The organism is Sphingomonas caeni (assembly GCF_026013415.1).
Classification (GTDB): Bacteria; Pseudomonadota; Alphaproteobacteria; order Sphingomonadales; family Sphingomonadaceae; genus Sphingomonas; species Sphingomonas caeni.
Genome location: NZ_JAPDOK010000004.1, coordinates 80,859 through 104,473, shown reverse-complemented (window position 1 = coordinate 104,473; position 23,615 = coordinate 80,859). Strand labels below are relative to the sequence as shown.

9 protein-coding genes are annotated in these 23,615 nt (G+C 66.4%); 6 read left to right on the top strand and 3 right to left on the bottom strand.

The features are described 5' to 3' along the window. The first annotated feature begins 46 nt into the window (after positions 1 to 46). From OF829_RS12010 to OF829_RS11985, 4 genes are read left to right on the top strand one after another with little or no spacing between them, the layout of a single operon-like run. Complete coding sequence (locus tag OF829_RS12010) at positions 47 to 199, top strand: hypothetical protein (RefSeq protein ID WP_264940295.1); 153 nt, start codon at positions 47 to 49, stop codon at positions 197 to 199. Next, a complete protein-coding gene (locus OF829_RS12005) occupies positions 196 to 867 on the top strand; it encodes a hypothetical protein (RefSeq protein WP_264940294.1) in 672 nt (223 codons plus the stop codon). Before OF829_RS12010 ends, OF829_RS12005 begins: the two co-directional genes overlap by 4 nt. Next, a complete protein-coding gene (locus OF829_RS20590) occupies positions 867 to 17,918 on the top strand; it encodes a beta strand repeat-containing protein (protein ID WP_319951550.1) in 17,052 nt (5,683 codons plus the stop codon). The genes OF829_RS12005 and OF829_RS20590 overlap by 1 nt, the downstream gene beginning before the upstream one ends. 8 nt (positions 17,919 to 17,926) lie before the next feature. Continuing rightward, positions 17,927 to 18,454, top strand: a complete 528-nt coding sequence (locus OF829_RS11985) for a toxin-activating lysine-acyltransferase (RefSeq protein WP_264940293.1) — start codon at positions 17,927 to 17,929, stop codon at positions 18,452 to 18,454. Positions 18,455 to 18,471: 17 nt separating this feature from the next. Here the strand turns inward: OF829_RS11985 and OF829_RS11980 are convergent, their stop codons facing one another. Further along, positions 18,472 to 19,602, bottom strand: coding sequence for a GNAT family N-acetyltransferase (locus OF829_RS11980; RefSeq protein WP_264940292.1), 1,131 nt, complete (start codon positions 19,600 to 19,602; stop codon positions 18,472 to 18,474). Positions 19,603 to 19,676: 74 nt separating this feature from the next. Between OF829_RS11980 and OF829_RS11975 the strand changes: the two genes are divergently transcribed. Together OF829_RS11975 and OF829_RS11970 are read left to right on the top strand one after the other, a co-directional pair. Continuing rightward, entirely contained in the window at positions 19,677 to 20,141 is a 465-nt protein-coding gene (locus tag OF829_RS11975) for a DUF2721 domain-containing protein (RefSeq protein ID WP_264940291.1), read from the top strand. Next, the gene (locus OF829_RS11970) at positions 20,138 to 20,527 is read left to right on the top strand and encodes a DUF4345 domain-containing protein (RefSeq protein ID WP_264940290.1); all 390 of its coding nucleotides are present in this window, start codon (positions 20,138 to 20,140) and stop codon (positions 20,525 to 20,527) included. Before OF829_RS11975 ends, OF829_RS11970 begins: the two co-directional genes overlap by 4 nt. Before the next feature lie 40 nt (positions 20,528 to 20,567). Here the strand turns inward: OF829_RS11970 and OF829_RS11965 are convergent, their stop codons facing one another. Beyond that, complete coding sequence (locus OF829_RS11965) at positions 20,568 to 22,181, bottom strand: amidase (RefSeq protein ID WP_406701425.1); 1,614 nt, start codon at positions 22,179 to 22,181, stop codon at positions 20,568 to 20,570. Positions 22,182 to 22,212: 31 nt separating this feature from the next. Further along, positions 22,213 to 23,526, bottom strand: a complete 1,314-nt coding sequence (chrA, locus tag OF829_RS11960; protein ID WP_264940289.1) for a chromate efflux transporter — start codon at positions 23,524 to 23,526, stop codon at positions 22,213 to 22,215. Positions 23,527 to 23,615: the final 89 nt, after the last annotated feature.

Genomic DNA, 23,615 nt, shown 5'->3' with positions numbered 1-23,615 from the left:
GGCTGCGACCATTCGCCCCGGACATTCGACGCCCATGCCGGCGCCGATGATCGCCGCCCTGCGCGATGCCCGTCGCCGGTTCGACGGCCTCCCTTTCTCGTCCGCCGACGCGGATATTCGCTCCACGATTTCAAAGGTCGCCAACCGATGCCGTCATCGCGTGCCCGCGCTTCAATCGCGCTCGTCTGCGCCGCAATGAGCGGGATCGCAGCCTGTACGCCGCCCGGTGGCGCCGCCGCGCAATCGAACGCGGCGGAGACCCTCATCGTCCCGAGCGAGAAGAACGAATATTTCCAGCAGGACATCCGCTTCAAGCTGACCCTGCCCTCGGCCTATCTGCACCAGCAGGGCGAAACCTGGACGCCGCCGATCAACGGGGTGTCGTTCAGCATCGACCTGCGTGACGACAGCGCGACCGACGTGACTCCGATCGAGGAAGGGTCGATCGTGGTGGTCCAGCTGTCGGTCGCCTATTTCGACGCCATCGATGCCTCGCTCAATCCGGCAAGCCGCCGTTTCATGGGGTTCCGCGGCATTCGTGGCGACGGCGATTTCCCGCAGCAATTCGGCCTGAACTACGCGACCAACACGCCGTTCCCGCACAGCGCGCCCGAGGAAACGCTTTTCCGGCGCGACCCCTATGATCTCATGATCGTCTGCAATCCCAGCGGCAACGATTATCCGTCGCTGTGCACATTGCGATCGATCGGCGAACGCGGCGGCGGACTGAACCCCGAGGCCAACGCCGCGGTGCTCACCGAGATCACTTTCCGGCGCGATCGCCTGCCCGACTGGGCCGCGATCCAGCGGCATGTTGAACAATTCCTTCGCGGCAAACTGACCGTGATGACCTGGGGAGACAGCTGATGGCCTCCACCTATAGTTTTCCAAACAACCTGCGTGCCGCGGTCGTACGCGCGCAGGGCCATCTCGGACCCAGTTTCGATACGACGGACAGGCGCGCCAACGCCTATCTGGAAATCGCGACGGTGCTGCGCATCGAAGCGGACCGGACCAACAATCCCGTGCTACGAGCGGTGGCGGTCCGGCTTGAGGAACAGGCCGAGATCACGACCTATTCCGGCTTCAACGGTCGCGCCGCGCTGATCGGCAACTATGCCGCGATGATCAACGAGCCGACCAAATACAATGTCCCGCTCGACTATTTCAGCTGGCAGATCGACAAAGCCGTCGTCGATTTCATCCAGGTCGTCGTGGAAACCGGCCGCTACGACCTGCTGACGCCCGAAAACATCAACGCGGTCGATGGTCTTGTCTGGGCCGACAAGGGCATGATCCTCAACTTCCCTGGCACCGCGCTGGGTCTCGATTATCGCAACATTCCGCTCGATTCGCCGCTCTGGAAGGCCTTTCCGGTTTCCAGGGAGGTGCAGACCCAATTGCGCTCCACCAGCTATGGCGCTTTGGGCTATGTGTCGATTTTCGGAGGGGGCGGCAACGGCTTCGGCGTTGCAACAACCTTCATGAGCCCGCTTGCAATCCAGCTGAGCCGCGAGCCCATGTACATGGGTTTCGATATGCAGGCGATCGCCAATTATAGCGGCACGCCGATCAGGAGCAGCGATGGCCGCTATTATTATGTGAAGGATCGCTTCAACCGTCAGATCATCACGGTGTCGAACAACGGCAGCTATGATCCCAACGGTACGGTTGCCTGGGTTCAGAATGACCAGGTGCTTGGCGGCACGGAAGGGCTGCTCAAAGGCTCGCTCGAATCCGCTGTGCTGAACGGGACCCCGGTTTTTCTGATGGGCTATATCGAGGCGGACACCTTCCAAATGTCGCCGGACGGCCCGACTTCATACCATTTTCGCGACGTGAACGGCCAATATGGCGCGGACGCCATCAAGGACGACATGGGCGCCGATTTCGGGGGGGAAGGCCAACGGGTTCGCAACAACAATACCCCCGGCAATACCTATTACAGGGCGGACGGAAGTACCGCCATCAGCGCCGAGGCGCTCGGGAACCTCTTCTACCAGCGGCATCGCGACACGCTCAAATCGGTTCCGATTTTCAAGGTCGTTATCGACGGCACCGAGGTTATCGGCCGGCCGGTAATGGTGGCGGACGGCGGCACCGTCACCGGCTATCTGCAGACCGGAACGCTGGACGCGCAGAACAAGTTCGTGCCGGGCGCGATCAAGCGGGTCGTCGTCGCTCCCAATGGCGCGATCTCGCTGGTCGATTGCTCGGCCACCGAAGCTGCCGCCGCGCAAGCCGCTATCACCCAGGATGACGACAACCGCGCAGAAGCGCTGATCCAGCTCGACGTCAACTATGCGGCGATGCAGCTGGCCAGGGGTTTTGGGTCCGATCTGCTCGGCGGCCTGCCGGTCATTCAGACCGGGCGTTCCCAACTGGCCATCGACGGCGCCTTGGGCGCGCGGTCGTTCCTCAGCAGCTACCTCCAGCCGGCGGTGCTGAGCCTCGTCGATCCGAAGACCGGCAACCTGCTGCCAAAGGGATTCCTAGCGTACGGCCGCGACGGAAAGTGGGAGATACGCGACGGGCGCTATCGCAAGGCCCAGGTCGTCTATGACAAGCAGGGCAAGGTCGTGATGACGCTCGTCAGCGACGGTGCGCTCAATGGCGCGAGCAGCGTGCCCTTCGGCACCCCGGCCGACCCCGACAATTTCGGCGTGACCGTCGAAACCCTCTATCACAACGGCAAGCCGGTCTCGACCGACATCAAGCTCAATCACAATCCGATCGGGGTCGAGTTCTCCGATATCGGCGCGGCGCTCGGATCGCAGCTCGGCTATCGCCTCGCCGGCGGGAATGTCATCGCCGGCGTGCTTTCCTCGGCGCTGCTCAAGACCGTCGGCGACAATCTGGGCGACCTGCTCGACGGGGTGATCGGGCATCAGTCGGCGACGAACGCGTCGCAGGACGCCTTCGCCACCTTCGGTCCGGAGTTTCTCAGCAACCTCAAGGCGGCCGGCGTCGGCGCAGTGTCGTCCTACCTCACCGCACAGCTGATCCAGGTCATCGGGCTGAAGGGTTTCGGCGCGGAGGTCGCGAGCACCGGGGTCAACGCCGTCCTCAGCCAGATCGGCAACAACCTGGTCAACGGTGCCTCGATCTTCAATGGCGTCAACGTCGCGATGATCGGCAACGCGATCGGCGGCTTCCTCGGCAGCAAGCTGGCGAGCAAGATCGTCAGCTTCGATACGGTCGGCGGGCAGATCGGATCCGCGATCGGTTCTTCGGTCGGCGTGATCGCGGTGACCGCAGCGCTCGCAGAGGGCGGCTCGCTCGCCGGGCTCGGGGCGCAGCTCGGCATCTTCGCCGGCCCGCTGGGGGCCTTTGTCGGCGCGTTCCTCGGTTTCCTCATCGGCGGGCTGATCGGGTCGGTGTTCGGCGGAACCCCGACATCGGGGGCGGATGCCGTCTGGAATCCGGCAACCGGCAAGTTCGACATCGCCAATATCTATGCCCGAAAGGGCGGCTCCAAGGATGCGGCGGCCGGGATCGCCGCTACCGTGGCGGATTCCTTCAACGCCGTGCTTGAAGCGACCGGCGGCAAGCTGATGAATCCCGATGCGGTGCAGACCGGCAATTACGGGATGCGCGGCAAGGACTATGTCTATCGCCCCTATTCGACGCGCGACACCGATGCCATCAGCCAGCGTTTCCGCGGCAAGGACGCCGCCCAGAAGCTGATCGGCTATGGCATCTACCAGGGCCTGACTGATCCCGATTTCCAGATCGCGGGCGGCGACACCTATATCAAGCGGGCGCTCTATCGCACCTTCGAGATCGGCGGCGTCGATCCGCTCAACTTCGATACGAACATATTGCTCGGCAATATCTCGACTGCGCAAGCCTATGAAAAATATCTCGCCAACAGCGCGGCGATCAACGCGGTCGTGGCGGCGCAGCCGGACAGCGCCTTCGCGATCGAGACCGCGATCAACCTTGCCCGCGCCAGCGAACTCGGCCTGACGCGGCGGCACAAGAGCGATTGGTATGGCGGCTATAGCTATCTGCTGCAGGAAGCCGGGGGCAACGCGGCCCAATCCAGCTTCCTGTTCGATTATGATCCGTCCAGCGACCGGATCAGCCGCCTGACCGTGATGGGCAATTTCGTGCTTGCGGATACGATCGACATAGCCGGACAAACCTCGATCCATGGGACCGCCGCGGGAGACGTCATCGATCTGCGCACCGGATCGCTGGCGAACCAGATCGGGTTCACGGTCAACGGCCATTTGAACGACGATATCGCCGTCAGCGGCACCGATTTCACCGCGAAGAGCGCGGTCCTCAGCTTCGGCGCTGGCGCGCTGCGCGGCACCGGGACGATTGCGATCACCAATGACGCGCTGACCGAGGCCGGCGAAACCTTCAAGGTGTCGCTGAGCGCGGCGAGCGGGCTGACCCTGATCGGGCCCGCAGCGACGGTGACGATCGTCGATGCCGCTGCGCTGCCGACCCTCATGGTCGGGCGCAGCTACGCCAGCGAAGGTGACGGCTATGCCGTGTTCCGCATCAGCCTGTCCAAGGCGGCGACCAGCGCGGTTGCGCTGTCGCTCGAGACCGCCGATGGGCGCGCCGAAGGCGGCTCCGATTTCACTGCGACCGGCCTCCAGATTTCCGCCGACGGAGTCACCGGCTGGACCAACGCGACCAGCCTGACCCTTGCGGCGGGCGCGACCAGCTATTTCGTCCGCGTCCCCGTTCTCACCGACAATGGCGTGGACGGCCAGGGGCAGACTACCAATATCGAGGGCAATGAGACCTTCAAGCTGACCGCGACCGTGACCTCGGGCGGCGCCGCGCTCGCCAATGGTACTGCGCCGGTTTCGGGTATCGGCACGATCGTCGACGGTACCAGCGCCAAGCCCTATGCCTGGATCGACGATGTCGTCGTGCACGAAAATGCCAGCAACGCGTCGCTCACGGTGAGCCGCAGCAGCACCGCGACCGGCGCTGCGACCGTAACCTACACCACCTCGGACCGTGTGGCGCTGGAGATTCCGGTGGCGGCGACGGTTGATGGCGGAGCGGGCAACGACACGATCCATGCTTCCGATCTGGGCGACAACATCATCGGCGATGCCGGGGACGATATCCTGAATGGCGGGCGGCTCGACGATTGGCTGCTGGGTGGCGACGGCAACGACACGATCAACGCGGGCAGCGCGACGGCCGGTACGCTGGGCGGCGATGGCAACTATCTCGATGGCGGCGCGGGCAACGATATCCTGATCGGCCGTGAGGGCTCGGATTGGCTGGAGGGTGGCGACGGCGTCGATATCCTCGAAGGCGGGCGCGGCGACGATATTCTGGCGGGCGGCGGCGGAAAGGGCGACAGCCTGCGCGGCGGCCTCGGCAACGATCAGTATATTTTCCGCAGCGGCGATTCGGACGGCTCGGCCAACCTCGCCGACGCGGACGTGATCCGCGACGAGAGCGGATTCACCTTCCAGCAGATCTATCGCAAGGCGAACCCCACGCTGAATGCTGCACAAACCGACCTCTCCAACACTGCGGTCCAGGCGGCGTTCCGCAAGTTCGGCCTGAGGCTGTGGGACAGCGGCGAAGAGGGGAGCATCGCCACCGAGACCGACGAGCTGAGCGGCGCGGAGGTTCAGGGCGGTGGCGAAGACACGCTGGTGTTCGGAACGGACATCACGATAGAGGATATCCGGATCTCGCCCAACGCGACCAAGACTGACCTCATCATCGAGAATACCAAGACCGGCGAGAAGCTGGTCCTGCAGGACTGGTTCAACCCGCTCAACAAGATCGAGAATATCCAGTTCGCCGATGGCCAGAGGGTTCGCATCGCCGATTTCGACACCTTCGTCCTGGGAACCGATGGCCAGGACTTCATCTATGGTACCAACGGAGCGGATTTCGTCCATGCCGGCGGCGGCAACGATGTGGTCCATCTGCTGTTCGGCAATGATTTCGGCAATGGCGGCCAGGGCAACGACTTCGTCTCGGGCGATCCCGGCAACGACATCGTCCTCGGCATGGACGGCGACGATATCGTGCTCGGCGGCGCGGGCTCGGATACCGTGCTCGGCGGCGCAGGCCGCGACGAGGTGCGCGGCGGGGCCGCCAACGACATCGTTTCGGGCGGTGCCGGGAACGATTTCGTCGTCGGCGGCGCCGGCGACGATATCTTCAAATTCTCGCGCGGCGACGGGCAGGACGTGTTCGTCGACGAATTGTCGAGCGAGTGGGAGCTGGTCTGGGTCTCGGGCCAGGGCTTTCAGACGGGCTACACCCAGGGCAGCGGCGCCGATTCGAGCGCAATCTTCTATTATGGCGTGAAGGTCTATGACGGGTCGAACACGCTCGACCGCATGGAATATGACATCGTCACCGGGCGGCTCTACCGGCACAAGCCGGCGAGTGCGGGCAATATCGCGCGCAACAGCGGCACCGACACGATCGAGTTTGCGATCGGGATCGACGTTTCCGAACTGCAGTTCCGCATCGTCGGTTCGGACATTGTGGTCGGTCTCGACGCGGGCGCGTCCGACGGCGTCTTCGCCAGCTTCGCGGACAAGATCACGCTCAAGGAATGGGCGGTCAATGCCCAGGCCAATGGCTCGATCGAACAGTTCAGCTTCCTCACCTCGGGCACGATCAACGTCAAGCAGAACGGCCTGCTGGGGGGTACCGACGGGAGCGATTGGGGCGCGACCAAGATCACCGCCGGAAACGACAAGGGCTATTGGGCAACCGGCGGCGCGGGCGACGACGAGATTGCGGGCGGCACCTATAATGACCTGCTCGTCGGCGGCGGCGGGTTTGACTGGCTGAAAGGCGGCGCCGGCGCCGACATTCTGCTCGGCGGTGCCGGCAACGACACGCTCGACGGCGGCACGGGCGGCACCTTCTACGATGGAACCGGCACCGACGCCCTTGGCAACTTCGTGACCGGCGCGACCGGTACCACGAAGGGCGACACGCTGATCGGTGGCGCTGGCTTCGACGTCGCCAGCTATGCCTCGGCGGCGGCGGGGGTTACCGCCTCGCTGATCGACGCCTCGGCCAATACCGGCGATGCCGCAGGTGACCGCTATTCCGACGTGGAGGGTCTGACCGGTTCCGCATTCGCCGACGCGCTTTCAGGCGATTATGGCGATAATGAACTGACAGGCGGCACGGGCAATGATTCGCTGGCCGGCAATCTGGGTAATGATGTCTACGTCTTCGGCCGCGGCGATGGCCAAGACAGCATCACCGACGAATATGGCGTCAGCGCCGAGCCGCTGACCGATGCCAGCGGCACGCTGGTCGGACCTTGGGTCGATCGGCTCGACATGGTCGGACGCACCGGAACTGTCTATAATTTCGTGCATACGATCGAGAACAGCGAGACCGGCGAGATCGCCTATCGCAAGGCGTTCACGAGCAGCTCGAACGCGCCCGGAATCCCCACGCGCGACAACACCGCCTGGCTGCCCGACGCGGACGGCACACCCACCGTCGTCAACGGCGGCACCGTCACGCGCACCACCCCCTCCCAACCGGGCGGTGACGACACGCTCTATTTCGACGATATCGTCACTCGGGTCGGATCGAGCGCGACCGGCATCCAGACGGTCGGCCTCGGCAATCTCGATTTCGCTTTTTCGGGTGCCGATCTGCTGATCACGATCGCGGGCACCAGCGACAGCGTGCAGCTCAAGAATTTCCGCAATGCCGGCGCTGCGACCTTCGATACCAATCGCGGCGTCGAAAATGTGCAATTCGCCGACGGCGAAGGCGGATCGCTCAAGGGGTTGGTGTTTGACGCCAGCGGCAATCTCCTCGTCGCCGGCACCGCAAACGATGACTTCATCGTCGACATGACGGCGGGCGCGCACACGCTGACCGGCGGCGCGGGCAACGACGTGCTGAGCGGGCGCGACGGCAACGATACGCTGAACGGCGGCGATGGCGACGACCTGCTCTCCGGCGGTTCGGGCAGCGACGCTTTCATCGGCGGCAACGGGATCGATACCGTCACCTATTTCGGATCGGCGGCAGGGGGCAGCGTAAACCTCCAGAACGGCTACACCAGCGGCGACGCCACCGGCGACACCTTCACGGGAATCGAGAATCTGATCGGCTCCGACTATGCCGACAATCTCAAGGGCGACCTCAACGACAACGTCATCAAGGGCAATGCGGGAGACGATACGCTCCAGGGCGGCAGCGCGGGCAACGATACGCTTTCGGGCGACGCCGGAAATGACCTGCTCTACGGCACCGTGGGCGACGACAAGCTCGACGGCGGCGACGGCAATGACACGATCACCGGCGGCGACGATAATGACGTCATCGCCGGCGGATCGGGCGATGATATCCTTTATGGCGATCTCGACGCGACCGATAATAGCGGCTCCGCCTCGGTGCTCACCCTCAACCGCCTCGCCAATGGCAGCTTCGAGAATCTCGGTGACCCGGCCAATGATGTGACGGTCGCCAGCGGGACGACAACGACCGACCTTCCCGGCTGGCAGGCCAATCTCGGCACGGTATTCACCGTCGCCGGAGAGCCGGGGAACCGCAAGCTTCAGCTGGACGGCGGCACCAATCTGGAGGTGTGGCAAGCCATTAACGGCCTCGCTCCGGGTCAGGCGCACACGCTGGTCTTCTCCGCCGATTCCTCGGGGGCCGCCGGTGATTTCGAGGTGTGGTGGAACGATACCAAGATTGCGACGATCAGCGCCGACGAACCCAATTTCTACTCCTATTCGGTCATTGGCGCGGCGTCGGGCGGCAACATGCTTCGGTTCGTCGGGCTGGGTACCCCCAATGGCTCCGGCGCCCGGATCTGGGGCGTCGGCCTGACCGCCCCGGGCGGTGGCCAGGATCTCATCTCCGGCGGCGACGGCAACGACTATCTCTATGGCGGCGATGGGCGTGATGCGCTCAGCGGCGACGCCGGTAACGACTATCTCTATGGCGGCACCGGCGACGATCAGCTCGCGGGCGGGGTGGGCAATGACCAGCTCTATGGCGGCGCGGGCAACGACACTTATCTGATCGCCGGCGATGGCGGGATCGACACGATCACCACGGGCGGCGGCTATGACAATATCGTCTTCGGCACCACCGCCAATGGCGGCGCCGCGTTGACGCCCCAGCAGGTCTGGCTGACCCGGTCGGGCGCCGATCTGGTGATCGGGGTGGTTGGCACCGGCACCAGCGTCACCGTGAAGAACTGGTTCACCTCCATCACCGCCACCGCCGCCTCGTCCAATGCGGCCCGGCGCATCATCGTGGGCAATTCGGCGATCACGCGCAGCGATGTCGAGGCGCTGTTCGTCGAGATGCAGCGGATCGGCGGCAATGCGTGGGACGCGCAGTTCCAGGCCGCATTCGATCATGCCTGGCAGCCGATGGAAAGCTTCACCGACCGGCTCGTTCTCACCGGCACCGGCGCCAACGACACGCTCACGCCCGATCCGCTGCTGATCGGCGGCGGACGGTTCGACGGGCAGGCCGGCAACGATGTGATCACCGCGACCGGCTTTGACGACGTGCTGATCGGCGGCGCCGGCAACGACACGCTCACTGCGGGCGCCGGCAACGACGAATTGCAGTATTTTGCCGAAGCGGGCTTCGACGCGGTCGATGGCGGGTCGGGCGGCGACCGGATTGTGGCGATGGCCGACAATGCCGTGATCGGGCTGAGCGCGCTGACCGGGATCGAGAAGATCGACGGCAATGGCAAGGCCAATGTCCAGATCCAGCTCGCGGCGGGTGCGACCCTCGACCTCACGGGCATCGATACCACCGGCATCGCCAAGATCGTCGGCTCAACAGGCAATGAAACGATCACCGGCACCGATCTCGCCGATGTGATCGAGGGCGGCGCCGGCAACGACACGCTCCGCGGCGCCGGGGGCGACGATTGGCTGAACGGCGGCGCTGGCGTCGATACGATCGACGGCGGCGCGGGAGCCGACACCGCCGATTTCTCCGCGCTGTCGGCCGGCATCACCGCCGATCTCTCGCTCGCCAGCAACCAGGTCTCGGGCGGCTCGACCTCGCAGCTCGTCTCGATCGAGAATCTGGTCGGCACCAGCGGCAACGACACGCTGCGCGGCTCCGCCGCGGCCAATCGCCTCGTCGGCGGCGCGGGCAACGATACGCTGCAGGGCAATGACGGCGACGACGTCCTCCAGGGCGGGCTCGGTATCGACAGCTTCGATGGCGGCACCGGCTTCGACACCGTCGATTATTCGGACAAGACCGCGGCGATCTCGCTCAACCTCGGCATCAGCGGCAGCATCGACGGCGGAACCGAGACCTATGCCAGCATCGAGGGGGTGATCGCCGGATCGGGCAACGACACGATCATCGGTTCGGCCGTCGCCGAACGCATCGATGGCGGCGCGGGCGACGATACGCTCGGGGGCAATGGCGGCAACGACACCGTAATCGGCGGCGCGGGCAACGACGCAGTCAACGGCGGCGACGGCGACGACAAGCTGATCGGCGGGACGGGCAACGACAGCTTCAACGGCGGCAACGGCAACGACACGATCGTCTATTCCGGCCTTCGCGCCGACTATATGATCAACACCGTCACCGGCACCGTGACCGACAACAATACCGCCGACGGCAATGACGGCGTCGACACCTATGCGCAGGTGGAATATCTGCAATTCGCCGACGGCATCGTCAGCCTCGGCATCGACGTCAACAACGCGCCGCAGCTCGGCTCACCCGGACTGGCGGCTCAGACCGGCTTCGACAACCAGGCCTTCAGCTACACGATCCCGGCGACCGCCTTCTATGATTTCGACCTCACCGACACGCTGACCTACAGCGCGGCCCTGGCCAACGGCAATCCGCTGCCCGGCTGGCTGAGCTTCAGCGGCGGCACCTTCTCCTTCGCCGCGAACAACGCCTCGGTGATCGCCGCCATCGGACAGGATTTTGCGATCCGCGTCACCGCCAAGGACGGACCCGGCGCGGGCGCCGCAAGCGTCACCTCGGACTTCACCCTCCACATCGCGAGCGGTCCCGGCGCGACGATCAACGGCACTGCGGGCAACGACAACATCACCGGAACCGCGCGGCCCGAAACCATCCTGGCGGGCGACGGCAACGACATGATCACCGGCTCGGGCGGCGCCGACTTCATCGACGGCGGCACGGGGATCAACCGAATTTCCTATCTCACGTCGCTGACGGCGGTGACGATCGACTTCTCGACCTCGAGCGGAACCGGAGGCGACGCCGAGGGCGACACCTGGATCAATATCCAGCAGGCGTTCGGCAGCAACTTCAACGATACGCTGCTCGGCAGCAGCGGCGACGACAGGTTTGTTGGCGCCGATGGCAATGACTGGCTCGAGGGCAAGGCCGGCGCCGACCTCCTGTTCGGCCAGAACGGCATCGACACCATGCTTGGCGGCGATGGCGACGACACCATCTACGCCAGCGTCACCGCCGGCGGCGTGGTCGATGATGTGATCGACGGCGGTTCGGGTGTCGATACGCTGTGGCTCAACCAGACGGTCAACGGCGTGACCGTCAACCTCGCCACCGCGACGAACATCGCGGGCATCGAACATCTGCGCGGATCGACCTATGCCGACACGCTGACCGGCGACAGCTATGCCAATCAGATCTATGGCGATGCCGGCGACGACACGCTCAAGGGCGGCTTTGGCGGCGACCTGCTGTCGGGCGACGCGGGCAACGACACGCTCGACGGCGGCGACGGCAACGACACGATCAATGGCGGTTCCGAGAATGACCGGCTGCTCGGCAGCGCCGACGCCGACACCTATGACGGCGGCACCGGGACCGACACGCTCGATTTCGCGCTCTCCGCAGCGGCGGTGAAGGTCAATCTGTCGGTCGCGGCGGTGAACGGCGTGGCCGCGGGCCGCGGCGCCGGCGGCGATGCCGAGGGCGACACCTATGCTGCGGGCACGATCGAGAACATCGCCGGCTCGGCTGGGAATGACGAACTCACTGGCAGCACCGCGGCGAACCAGCTGCGCGGCGGTGCGGGCGTCGATACGATCCGTGGCGACGCAGGCGACGACGATCTCGGGGGCGAGGCGGGCGCCGACCTGATCTATGGCGATGCCGGCAACGACCTGCTCTCGGGCGGGACCGAGAACGACACGCTCTATGGCGGCACCGAGAACGACACGCTGAACGGCGACGACGGCAACGACACGCTCTACGGCGAGGCCGGGACCGATACCCTGGGTGGTGGCTTGGGCAACGACACGCTCGACGGCGGCGCGGGCAACGACATCGTCAATGGCGGCGACGGCGACGACACGATCCTCCTCACCACCATCGGCGAGGATACCGTCGATGGCGGTCTCGGCATCGACACGGCCAGCTTCGCCGCGGTCGGCACCGCGCTGACGATCGACCTCGGCAATGCCGCGCACAAGCTCACCGGCATCGAGGTGCTGCTCAGCGGATCGGGCAACGACACGCTGACCGGCGCCGCGGCCTCGGAGCGGATCGATGGCGGCGCGGGCAACGACATTCTCGAGGGCCGCGGCGGCGCCGATCAGCTCATCGGCGGGCTCGGCACCGATACGGTGACCTATGCCTCGTCGGCGGCGGGCACCGCGGTCAACTCGGCGTCGGTCGGCGCGGTGACGGTGGGCGCGACGACGATCGTCACCGGGCGGGTCATCTCGCTCAACGGCGTCCGCGTCGACCTTGTCGCCAACACCTCGACAAGCGCGACCAGCTGGCTGGGGGGAGTCACCGCGCAGGGCGCCGATGCGCAGGGCGACTGGTTCTATGGCGTCGAGAACCTTATCGGTTCGGCCTATAACGACCAGCTGGTCGGCACCAGCAGCAGCAGTATCGTGCGCGGCGGCGGGGGCGACGATCTCATCCGCGGCGGCGATGGCGACGACACGCTCTATGGCGATACCGGCGACGATGTCGTCTATGGCGAGGCTGGCAACGACTTGCTCTATGGCGGCGACGGTAGTGATCGCCTGTTCGGGGGCGGCGCGTCCGACATTCTCAATGGCGAGGCTGGCAACGACATCCTCGACGCGGGCGATGCGGGCGACCTGCTCGACGGCGGCCTCGGCAACGACATCATGGCCGGCGGCGCCGGCGGCGACATCTACAAGTTCGCGCGCGGCGGCGGGCAGGACATCATCTACAATTACGACGACGATACGTATCAGGGGCCGGCCGACGCGGTCGACTTCTTCTACGACCCGAACAATCTCGCCGCGTCGATCCAGAACACCGATCTGTGGTTCACCAAGTCGGGCAAGGACATGATCGTCAAGGTGCTCGGCACCACCGATCAGATCACGATCAAGGACTGGTTCGTCAACGCGACAGCCGGCGACTGGCAGGCCGCTGACGACTTCTATGTCAACCTGTTCCTCGCCGGGACCAAGGCGCTCACCCATGTCAACGGCAACAGCATGGCTTCGCTGCTCACGCTGATGGCCGGCCAGGCCCAACCGGCGAGCTTCTCCGCCTTGTCCACGTCGATGCAGGCCCAGATCAATAGTGCCTGGACCAATACCTCACCGCCGGCGGTGAGCGCGGTCGCGGGCAATGCGGTCTCGGTGAACGAAGACGCCACTGGCACGACGATGCTGACCTTCCTCGTCACCGATCCCGATACGCCCAATAACGGCTCCAACCTCTCGCTCACCGCCCAGGTCACGGCCGGCCTGTTCCAGACCCCTCAGATCGACGACGATCCGAGCGACCCTCAGCGGAACCGCAAGCGGCTCAAGCTGACCCTGCTCGGCAACACGGCCTCGGGGGTCGCGACGATCACCGTCACGGGCTCCGACGGCGTACTTCTGTCCAACCCGCTCACCGTCAACCTGACGGTGCTTGCGGTCGGCAACGATCTCAACAAGAGCGCGACGCTCAACGTCAGCACCAACACCGGCACCACGATCATGCTGCCGGGCACCCTCGCAGCCAGCAAACTCGTGGCGCTCGGCGATACCGACGGCTCGGAAGTGTTCGACTATATCATGGTCGATACGATCCCGGTCGGCGCGGTCCTTTCGGACGGCACAAACAGCTTCACCGCCACCGCGGGATCGACCACCGCGAACGTGACCGGATGGAACATGGCGACGCTGCGGATCACGCCGCCGGCAGGATCGACGCTCGACTTCACGGTCACGCTCCGGGCGCGCTCGAAGGAGACCGTCGCGGCAAACCTGATCGCCGCGGGCCGCCAGTATTCGACCGAGGCCACGGTGGCGATCAACGTCAACGTCAACGGTACGCCGACCGGGATCACCCTCGGCTATGTCGGTGGCGGGGTGAACGAGAATGTCGCGGGCGCGCTCGTCGGCACGTTCAGCGTCACCGATCTGAACGACACCAGCGGCACCTATACCTACAAGATCGTCGGTGGCGCCGATGCGGCCAAGTTCATCGACCCGAACGATGCGAACGGCGCCAACCAGCTCCAGCTGGCCCCGGGCCAGTCGCTCGATGCCGAAGCGCAGGCGCAGATCATCGTGCGCGTCACCGATCGCACCAACCCCGCGAGCCCGGTGACCTTCCAGCAGGCGCTGTCCATCGCCTCGAACAATGTCGCCGAACGCCCCGATACGCCGGCCGCAGTCACGGGCGCGACGATCCTGGACGGCGCGGCGCCGCTCACCCTGGTCGGCGGCCTGACGCTCAGCGCGACCGACCCGGAGAACAATGTCGCCTCCTATCTGATCACCAATCAGACCAAGAACTGGTTCGAGGTGGTGGGCAACCAGCTGCGGCTCAAGGCGGGCGTCACCGCCGATGCCGACACCTATACCGGCGGCGCCGCGACGGTGACCGTCTCGGTGATCGCGCGCGACGCGACCGGACTCGATTCGGCGGTCGCGAGGGACTTCGTCATCACCATCACCCCGGTCGATGAGCTGCCGAGCCTGACGCTCACCGCGACATCGGCGACGGTCAGCGAGGTCGGGAGCGGCGGTTGGGTCGGGATCACGCTCGGTGGCATCGATCCCGAGACGGGCGCCGTCACCAGCTGGGAAATCGATTCGACCCGCGGCGCCGCGTCGTCCTTCCAGATCGCCGGCGGGATGCTCAAACTGCTGGCCGCCGGTCTCGACTATGACAATCGCCCGGCCGGGTTCGGCGCGCCCTCGGGCGGGATCTCGGCGACCACCATCTATGTCCGCTCGAAGGCCGGCGCCCAGGCCGGCGCGTGGCAGGCCTTCACGCTCAACCTGCAGGACGTCAACGAGCCCGCGAGCGCACCGAGCGACTTCTCGCGCAGCGTCGCCGAATATGCCGCGGGCGATACGGTCAATCTCGTCCTCGGCACCCTCGCAGGCGCAGTCGATCCCGAGGGCGGCGCAGTCACCTATCAGTTCGCGCAGACCGCGCAGGGCGATTCGGTCAACGGCAACCCCAATGGCTGGTTCACGATCAGCGGCAACCAGCTGCTGATCAACTCGACCGCCTGGGCGAACGGCTTCGACTATGAATGGTTCGCCGCGCATTCGGCCAGCCCGGCGGTTTCGGTGAGCATCGTCGCGGTCGACGCGGCGGGCAACCGCTCGCCGGTGCGCACCTCGACGATCACGGTCACCAACAAGAATGAGGCGCCGGTCGCGGTCAATGACGACTATACCGGCTACACGTTCGGCGAGGACGGCGGCGGCCCCAACATCGATATCGCGGCGCTGCTGGCCAACGATACCGACCCCGATGCCGGCGACACGCGGACCTTCTCGCTCGTGAGCGGGACCACCAGTTCGGGCGGCGTCGTAAGCTATTATGCCCCGGGCCAGACGCTCACCTATTGGGGATCTAACGCCTTCCAGAGCCTCGGCGCAGGCCAGAGCGCGACCGACACCTTCACCTATCGCATCACCGATGCCGCCGGGCTGACCTCGACCGCGACGGTCACCGTTCATATCGCCGGGATCAACGACGCCCCGGTGATCAACGGCATCACCTGGCTAGCCGGCTATGAGAATGGCGTGCTCCCGGAAAATCTCGCGCTCAACACCCCGGTCGCGGTGATCGACGTCACCGATGTCGATGCCGCGCTCGGCTCGCTCTCGCTCAGCGTGACCGACCCGGGGCTCAAGGCGGTGTGGAACGCAAGCAACAACCGCTACGAGCTGCAGATCCAGAACGGCTTCGACTATGAGGCGATCGGCGGGACCTTCGGGACCCAGGGCGCGAATATCGCACGGTCGCTGACGCTGACCGCCTCGGACGGCAGCGCGACGGCTACCACCACGGTCAACTTCGCGGTCAAGGACCTCGATTTCATCATCAAGCAGGGCTCCTATGTCGCGCAGGGCTATTACTTCACGCAAAGCCTGCGATCGGGCCGCGGCGGCGGTGACTGGGTCTGGCGCCTGTTCCACGACGACAATGGCAACAATCCCGGTTCCTATTACGACCTCTCGCAGGCCGACGATGCCGAGTTGTTCCACACCTATCCCAGCCCTGTGATCCCGGCCAATTGGTACATCACCGGGCCGGGCTGGGGGGATCAATACACCTATTATGATGTCTTCATCGAACTGCCGATCGTGCTCGACCTAAATGGCGATGGGCTCGACCTCGTCAGCGTGACCGCATCGTCGGTATTCTTCGATCAGGGCGCGGACGGCAGCTACAACCGCACCGGCTGGGTCGGCGCCTCGGACGGCATCCTGGTGTTCGACCGCAACCGCAACGGCCTGATCGAGAATGCGAGCGAAATCTCGTTCGTGGGCGACAAGGCCGGCGCCAAGACCGATCTCGAGGGCCTTGCCGGCTTCGACACCAATGGCGACGGCATGCTCGACGCGCGGGATTCGCGCTTCGCCGAGCTGCAGGTCTGGCAGGATCTCAACCAGGACGGCGTCAGCCAGGCGAACGAACTTCGCTATCTGGCCGAAGCCGGGATCACCGCGATCGACCTTCGCGGCCAATCGACCGGGCAGAGCGCGGAGGGCGCCACCGACAATGTCGTGCTGGGCACCACCCGCTTCATCCGCGCCGATGGCAGCGAAGGGCTCGCGGGCGATGTCGGGCTGGCCTATCTCGCGCCGGCCGCGCCCGCGCCGCTTCCCGCCACGGTTCAGGTCGATCAGCCCGATACGCCCCTCCCGCCGGGCGATCCCACGCCGCCGGCCTCACTCGGCACGGTGCCCGGCCAGCTCGATACCCCGCTGACCGACAACCCCGGCCCCGTCGCGGACGTGCCCCTGTTCCAGCAGACCATCCAGCAGCTGGTGCAGCACAAGCTGTCGGAGCATTCCGCATCGGCCTCGAGCACCGCCGCGACGGGCACGCGCCGCGGTTTCGCCGCCGCGCTCGCCCGCTTCGTCCAGCAGAATGGCCGCGGCGAGATCGGCCTCGACAGCCATATCCGCCTGCTCGAATCGGCGCTGACCGAGAACGACACGGCGCCGCTCCCCGAGACCCCGGAAGTCGCGGGCACCCCGTTCGGCACCGAATCCCGTGTCCGCGACGACAGCAGCTCGGCCTTGGCGAGCCTGCGCACCCCGGCCGACGCGAATCCGGCATCGATCCTGCTCCCGCTCTCCGCGGATGAGGCAAGCGCCAGCGACCATTTCGGCTCGACCAGCCGCGTCCCCGCCGAGCTAGACCCCGAACCGGTCGCGGTGCTGCCCGATCGCGCGCCGGATCTCGCCAATTGGGCGACCTCCGACACCGCGCTCAAGCAGATGCAGGCGGCGCTCAAGGTCCGGGTGCCCCTGCCCGGCGAGCTGAGCGCCTTGTCGTTCGGCGACCAGCCCGAGGCCCCGGCCGAAGCCGTGCCGCAGGGCGCGCCAGTCCCGGTCACGCGCGAGGACCTGCTGCCCTTGCTGATGGCGCAGCAAATGGCGGCATTCGGCGCGCGCAGCGGCGAATCCGCGCTCGACCGGCGCAACCAGCCCGATCCTCAGCCTTTTGATTATTTTGCCGGCGGCCAGTAGGAAACGATATGACTTATGCCCTGTCCGGCGCGACCGCGCCCGCCGCAGAACCTTCGGCGCCGACCGTCAGCCACCTGCTCGGCGAGATGACCTGGCTGCTCACCCAGTCGCCGCTGCATCGTGCGCTCATGATCGGCGATCTCGAATGGCTGATCATGCCGGCGCTGATCCATCAGCAATTCTATCTGTTCCGCGACGGCGACCGCCCGGTCGGGCTCGCGCTCTGGGCCAAATGCAATCCGCTTGCCGAGGCCAAGCTCCAGAAGGGCATGCTCGAGCCCGAATATCGCCTCACGCTCGACGAGTGGAATTCGGGCACCAGGATCTGGCTCGTCGATCTGGTCGCGCCCTTCGCCGATGCCGAGAACAAGCAGCGCGAACTGATGATCGCCGATCTGATCTCCGGCCCGCTCAAGGGCCAGGCGTTCAGCTTCCACCAGACTGATCCGGCGACCGGCAACCGCACGGTCCAGAGCGTCGCTGCGGACGCAGGGGACAAGCTCAAGGCGGCGATCGAGGCGGCGCTCCCCAAATAAGGGCAAGCTCCCGGACGTCAGTCCTCGGCGGCCGGCTCCGGCACCGCGGCAACGGTCTGCCGATGCCCGCTGCGCCGCCAGATGCTGCGCAGCATGGCCGCAGCAAAAGCATCGACGCCGGGGCGCACGAACAGCCAGTCGCGGATCGCCGGCCCTTTCACCGCGCCGATCGTCCCCTTGTACCCGCCATCGCCCGCGCCCCAATCCACGTCGGTCATGCCGTCCTCGATCGCGCGCAGCAAATTGCGGTAATACAAGAGCTTGCCGGGGGAATGCTTGCCATAGGCCGGGTCATAGCTGTTGGCGATCGCATATTTGAGCGCCCCCGCATTGAGGTCGAACGAAAAGGCCGAGGGCACGCCATCGACGTGCAGCATCGCCGCCCACATCATCTGAGCGATCACCGGATCCTTCGCCGCCGCGCGCCAGAAACCGCCATGGCCGGCGCCGGTGAATTTGGCGTCGCTCCCGTCGGTCCGCGCCGCGATCCAGCTCTTTTCCTCGATGGTGCCGAGCGCAGCAAAAGCCGCATCGCTCCAGCCCTCGCCCGACACGAAGCTCCAGTCGAGCGCGCCATGGGCGCCGAGATGCTTCTCATGGAACCGGTTCTTCTTGAGCGTCGAATTACGCGGCCAGGTCCCTTCCGCACGCAGCGCCGCCATATCGAGCACGAATGAATCTGCCACAAACCGGTCGAGCACCGCCCAGCCCTTCGCCTTGGCGGCAACCTTGAGCAATTCGAGCCCCGGATCGCCGTCACAGACCGGCCCGATCCGCAGCGCCCGCGTCGCGCGCGCCAGCCGCGGCAGCAGCGCCTCGATCGCCTCGACGCCCGCATCCTCGCGCACCGGAAAGCTGCGGAACGGCCAATAGCAGCCCGGCACGCTCGCGAGCCCGAGCCAGTCCGGCCCCATCCCCACCATCGGCAGCGCGGCGACGGTCTCGCCGTCGCGCGCCACGGTCAGGGTCCGCGCCGCGCCGCCATAGGCCGCGAGCGCCGCTTCATACCAGCCATAGCGCAGGAACCGGTGGCTCTCCGCCGCGCCGCGCGCAGCATCGTCGATCGCGCCCGCAAGCCCGTCGACACAATCGACCGCATGCACCGGCGGCAGGCGCGTGAATTCGGCGAGCGGCATCGGCTTCGACATCGTTACGGCTTAACGCACCATCTCTTACCAACCCGTTTGACGCCCGCCCGCGCCGGGCCGCATAAGGCGCGGCGATGATCAGCACTTCGCTCTCCACCGTGGCGGACACGATCCAGACGGCGATCGCGCCCGTCTTCCTGCTCGCGGGGATCGGCGCGATCCTCAACGTCATGGTCGGCCGCCTCGCGCGCATCGTCGACCGCGCCCGCACCGTCGAGGCGCTCCATCCGCGCTCGACCGGGCCCGAACATGACCGCCATGTCTGGGAACTCCGCCTGATCGACCGGCGCGTAACGGTGATCAACTCGGCGATCTTCCTCGTCGTCGCCAGCGCGCTCTCGATCTGCCTCGTGGTGGCGCTGATGTTCGTGTCGCGGCTCGTCAACTTCCATATCGGCGGGGTGGTCGCGGCGACCTTCGTGCTGTCGATGCTGCTGCTGATGGCGGGGCTGATCTTTTTCCTGATCGAGGTCCGCCTCTCGCTCGACGCGATCCATGTCCGCGAGGAGCTGCTCGAGCTCGACGGCAAGGGCAAGTGACCCCGGGCGTCGAACGGCGCCTGCTCCAAATCGTCTGTACGCTTGCCGCCCTCGTTCCGCTCGGCTTCGGCACGATCGGCGTGCTGCGCGGCGCGGCATGGCTCGCCAAGGCGCCGGTGACGCCCGATCTCGACAGTCATTTCCGCTACCTCTCGGGCATTTTCCTGATGCTCGGGATCGGCTTCGCAAGCTGCATCCCGAGGATCGAGGCGCAAACCGGGCGCTTCCGCCTGCTCGGCGCGATGGTGATCGCCGGCGGCCTCGCCCGGGCGCTGTCGCTGGCGGTGATGGGCGCACCTTCCACAGGCCACCTCTTCGGCCTCGGGATGGAGCTGGTCGTCGTGCCGCTGCTCTTGCTCTGGCAGGCGAGGTTTGCAGCGCGCTAGCGCTTATCCGGAACGGTCCTCAGTCCGCCGTCATCACTGCTCAGCGTGCGCCGCCCTTACGCGATCCGCTCACCGGAATAATGACGCCGTTCAAATCCGCCGCCACGCTCGGCAGATAACCCGGCTTCACCCGCGCATGCGCCTGCTGCTCGAAGGCATAGCCGCTACGCAGCAACAGTGCCTCGGACCAGGGCGGCCCGATGAACGAGAGCCCCACCGGCAGCCCACCGACCAGCCCCATCGGCACGGTCAGATGCGGATAGCCCGAAACCGCGGGCAGCCGGCTCGCCGACGGCCCCGATCCCTGATCGCCATGCACCGGATCGCTCAGCCAGGCGGGCCCCGTGGTCGGGGTGACGAAGAGCTGCACATCGGCGGTCCGCAGCATCGCCATGATCCCGTCCTCGCCCGCCATCCGCTGCGATTTGGCGCGCGCCTCGAGATAGGCGGGATCGTCGAGCCCCTTCATCTTGTCCGACGACACGAAGGTCTCCTGCGCGAAAAAGGGCATTTCCGCGCCCGCATTGGCGGTGTTGAAATCGATCAGCAGCGCCAGCGTCCGCGCGGTCACGCCGCTCGGCGTGGTCGCCAGATAGCTATTCAGATCGGCCTTCAGCTCGACCTGCAGCACGGTGAACTCCGCCGCGCCCAGCCCGTCGAGCTTGGGCAGCTTGACCTCGACCAGCACCGCGCCCGCCGCGCGCAGGCTTTCCAGCGCGGCGTCGAAGCGCTTGCCCATCGCCTCGGTCATCACCGGCCGCAAATAGCCGACCCGCACCCCCTTGAGCCCATCCGCCGAGAGCCCCGCGGCATAGTCGACCCGGTGCGCGTCGGCGTCCCTGGTCGCCGCATCCGCCGGATCGGTGCCCGTCATCGCGGTGAACAGCATCGCCACATCCTTCACCGTCCGCCCCATCGGCCCCGGCGTGTCCTGGCTATGGCTGATCGGCACCACGAAGGTCCGGCTCACCGCGCCCAGCGTCGGCTTGAGCCCCACCAGCCCGTTCATCGACGAGGGGCAGACCACCGATCCGTCGGTCTCGGTCCCCACCCCCACCGCCGCGAAGCTCGCCGCGATCCCCGCGCCCGTCCCGCTCGAAGAGCCGCACGCCGTCCGGTCGAGCGCGTACGGATTGCGCACCAGCCCGCCGACCGCGCTCCACCCGCTCATCGACCGGGTCGAGCGGATATTCGCCCATTCGCTGAGGTTGGTCTTGCCGAGGATCACCGCGCCGGCCGTGCGCAGCCGCGCCACCATCGGCGCATCGCGTTTGGTGTCATTGGCTGCCAGCGCCAGGCTCCCGGCGGTGGTCGGCTGGTCGCGCGTCTCGATATTGTCCTTGATCAGTACCGGCACCCCGTCGAGCGGCCCGAGCAGCTTGCCGGCCTTGCGCCGCGCATCGCTCGCCGCCGCCTCGGCCAGCGCATTGGGATTGACCGCGATCACCGCGCGCAGGGTCGGCCCCTTTCGGTCCATCGCCGCGATCCGGGCGAGATAGCCCCGGGTGATCGATACGCTGGTCGCGCGGCCCGCTGTCATCATCGCCTGGAGCTGATCGACCGAGGCTTCCTCGACCATCGGCTTGGTCAGCCCGACCGCGGTCGCGGTCCCGGTCAGGCCCAACGCCAGTAATGCCGCCAACAACCACCGCATCGCCGATCCCCCGATTGCTTGGGGGGCCAGCCTAGACTCCCGCCAGTTGCAGCGCCAGCCCGCCCGCAGCGGCGACGCCGAGCACCCGCAGCACCCCCCATTTGAGCCGGAGCAGCAACACCGCCGCAATGCCGGCAAGCAGCCCCGCCCGCCAGTCGAAGCTCGCCAGCTCGGGCACCCCCAGATGCAGCGGCCCCGCATCCACTTCGCGCACCCGCGCGAACAGCACATGGATCGCGAACCAGACCGACAGATTGGCGATCACCCCCACCACCGCCGCGGTCAGCGCCGCCAGCCCGCCCTGCAGCCGCTTCGCCGATTGCAGCCGGTCGATCCATGGCGCTAAGGCGAAGATCCACAGGAAGCAGGGCGCGAAGGTCACCCAGGTCGTCAGCAAGGCCGCCGCGATCCCCCCGCCCCATGGCCCCAGCACCCCGCCCTCGCGCCACCCGGCGACGAAACCGACATGCTGGGTGACGAGGATCAGCGGCCCCGGCGTCGTCTCGGCGAGCCCCAGCCCATCGGCCATCTCGCCCGCGCTCAGCCAGCCATGCGTCTCCACCGCCTGCTGCGCCATATAGGCGAGCACCGCATAGGCCCCGCCAAAGGTCACCACCGCCAGCTTCGAGAAGAAGAGCCCGATCTCCCACAGCACATGGCCGGGCCCGAGCAGCACGAACACCAAAGCCATCGGCAGCGCCCAGACGCCCAACCATGCCGCAACCGTCGCCGCCGTCTTCCACAGCCGCGGCTGCGCGCTGCTCTCGCCATGCCCGCCCGCATGCAGCTTGAGCCATTCGGGCTTCGCCCCCGCCACCAGCGCGCCCACCAGACCCGCACCGAGCACCACCGCCGGAAACGGCAACGCAAAGGCGAACAGCGCCACGAACGCCGCCACCGCGACCCATCGCCGGAAACCCGTGGTCAGCGCGCGGCCCCCGACCCGGATCAGCGCCTGCGCGACGATCGCGATCACTGCGGCCTTCACCCCCAGAAACAAAGCCGCGAACCAGCTCAGATCGGCCGCGCTCACATAGAGGATCGACAGCGCCAGCATCACCAGCATGCCGGGGATCACGAACAGCAGCCCCGCCGCCAGCCCGCCGCGCACCCCGTGCAGCTTCCAGCCGATATAGGTCGCCAGCTGCTGCGCCTCGGGCCCCGGGAGCAAATTGCAGAAGTTGAGCGCATTCAGGAACTGCGCCTCGCCGATCCACTTGCGCTCATCGACCAGCTCGCGGTGCATCAGCGCGATCTGCCCGGCGGGACCGCCGAAGCTCAGCCAGCCGATTCGCGCCGAAACGCGGACGAGTTCGGAAAAACTCGGAGAAGCGGGTTCGGCCATGCGCAGCGTCCTCGGGCAAAGGGGTGGGCAGGCCTGGCCGGTGGCTGCCCCATTGACCCCAATGCTATGCGGCGCTCCACCGCGCGGCA

What these genes read in the sequence shown, in the direction of transcription:
- OF829_RS11985 (WP_264940293.1), top strand. Translation starts at nt 17,927, where the DNA reads ATGACTTATGCCCTGTCCGGCGCGACCGCGCCCGCCGCAGAACCTTCG.
- OF829_RS12005 (WP_264940294.1), top strand. Translation starts at nt 196, where the DNA reads ATGAGCGGGATCGCAGCCTGTACGCCGCCCGGTGGCGCCGCCGCGCAA.
- OF829_RS11965 (WP_406701425.1), bottom strand. Translation starts at nt 22,181, where the DNA reads ATGCGGTGGTTGTTGGCGGCATTACTGGCGTTGGGCCTGACCGGGACC.
- OF829_RS12010 (WP_264940295.1), top strand. Translation starts at nt 47, where the DNA reads ATGATCGCCGCCCTGCGCGATGCCCGTCGCCGGTTCGACGGCCTCCCT.
- OF829_RS11975 (WP_264940291.1), top strand. Translation starts at nt 19,677, where the DNA reads ATGATCAGCACTTCGCTCTCCACCGTGGCGGACACGATCCAGACGGCG.
- OF829_RS20590 (WP_319951550.1), top strand. Translation starts at nt 867, where the DNA reads ATGGCCTCCACCTATAGTTTTCCAAACAACCTGCGTGCCGCGGTCGTA.
- chrA (WP_264940289.1), bottom strand. Translation starts at nt 23,526, where the DNA reads ATGGCCGAACCCGCTTCTCCGAGTTTTTCCGAACTCGTCCGCGTTTCG.
- OF829_RS11980 (WP_264940292.1), bottom strand. Translation starts at nt 19,602, where the DNA reads ATGTCGAAGCCGATGCCGCTCGCCGAATTCACGCGCCTGCCGCCGGTG.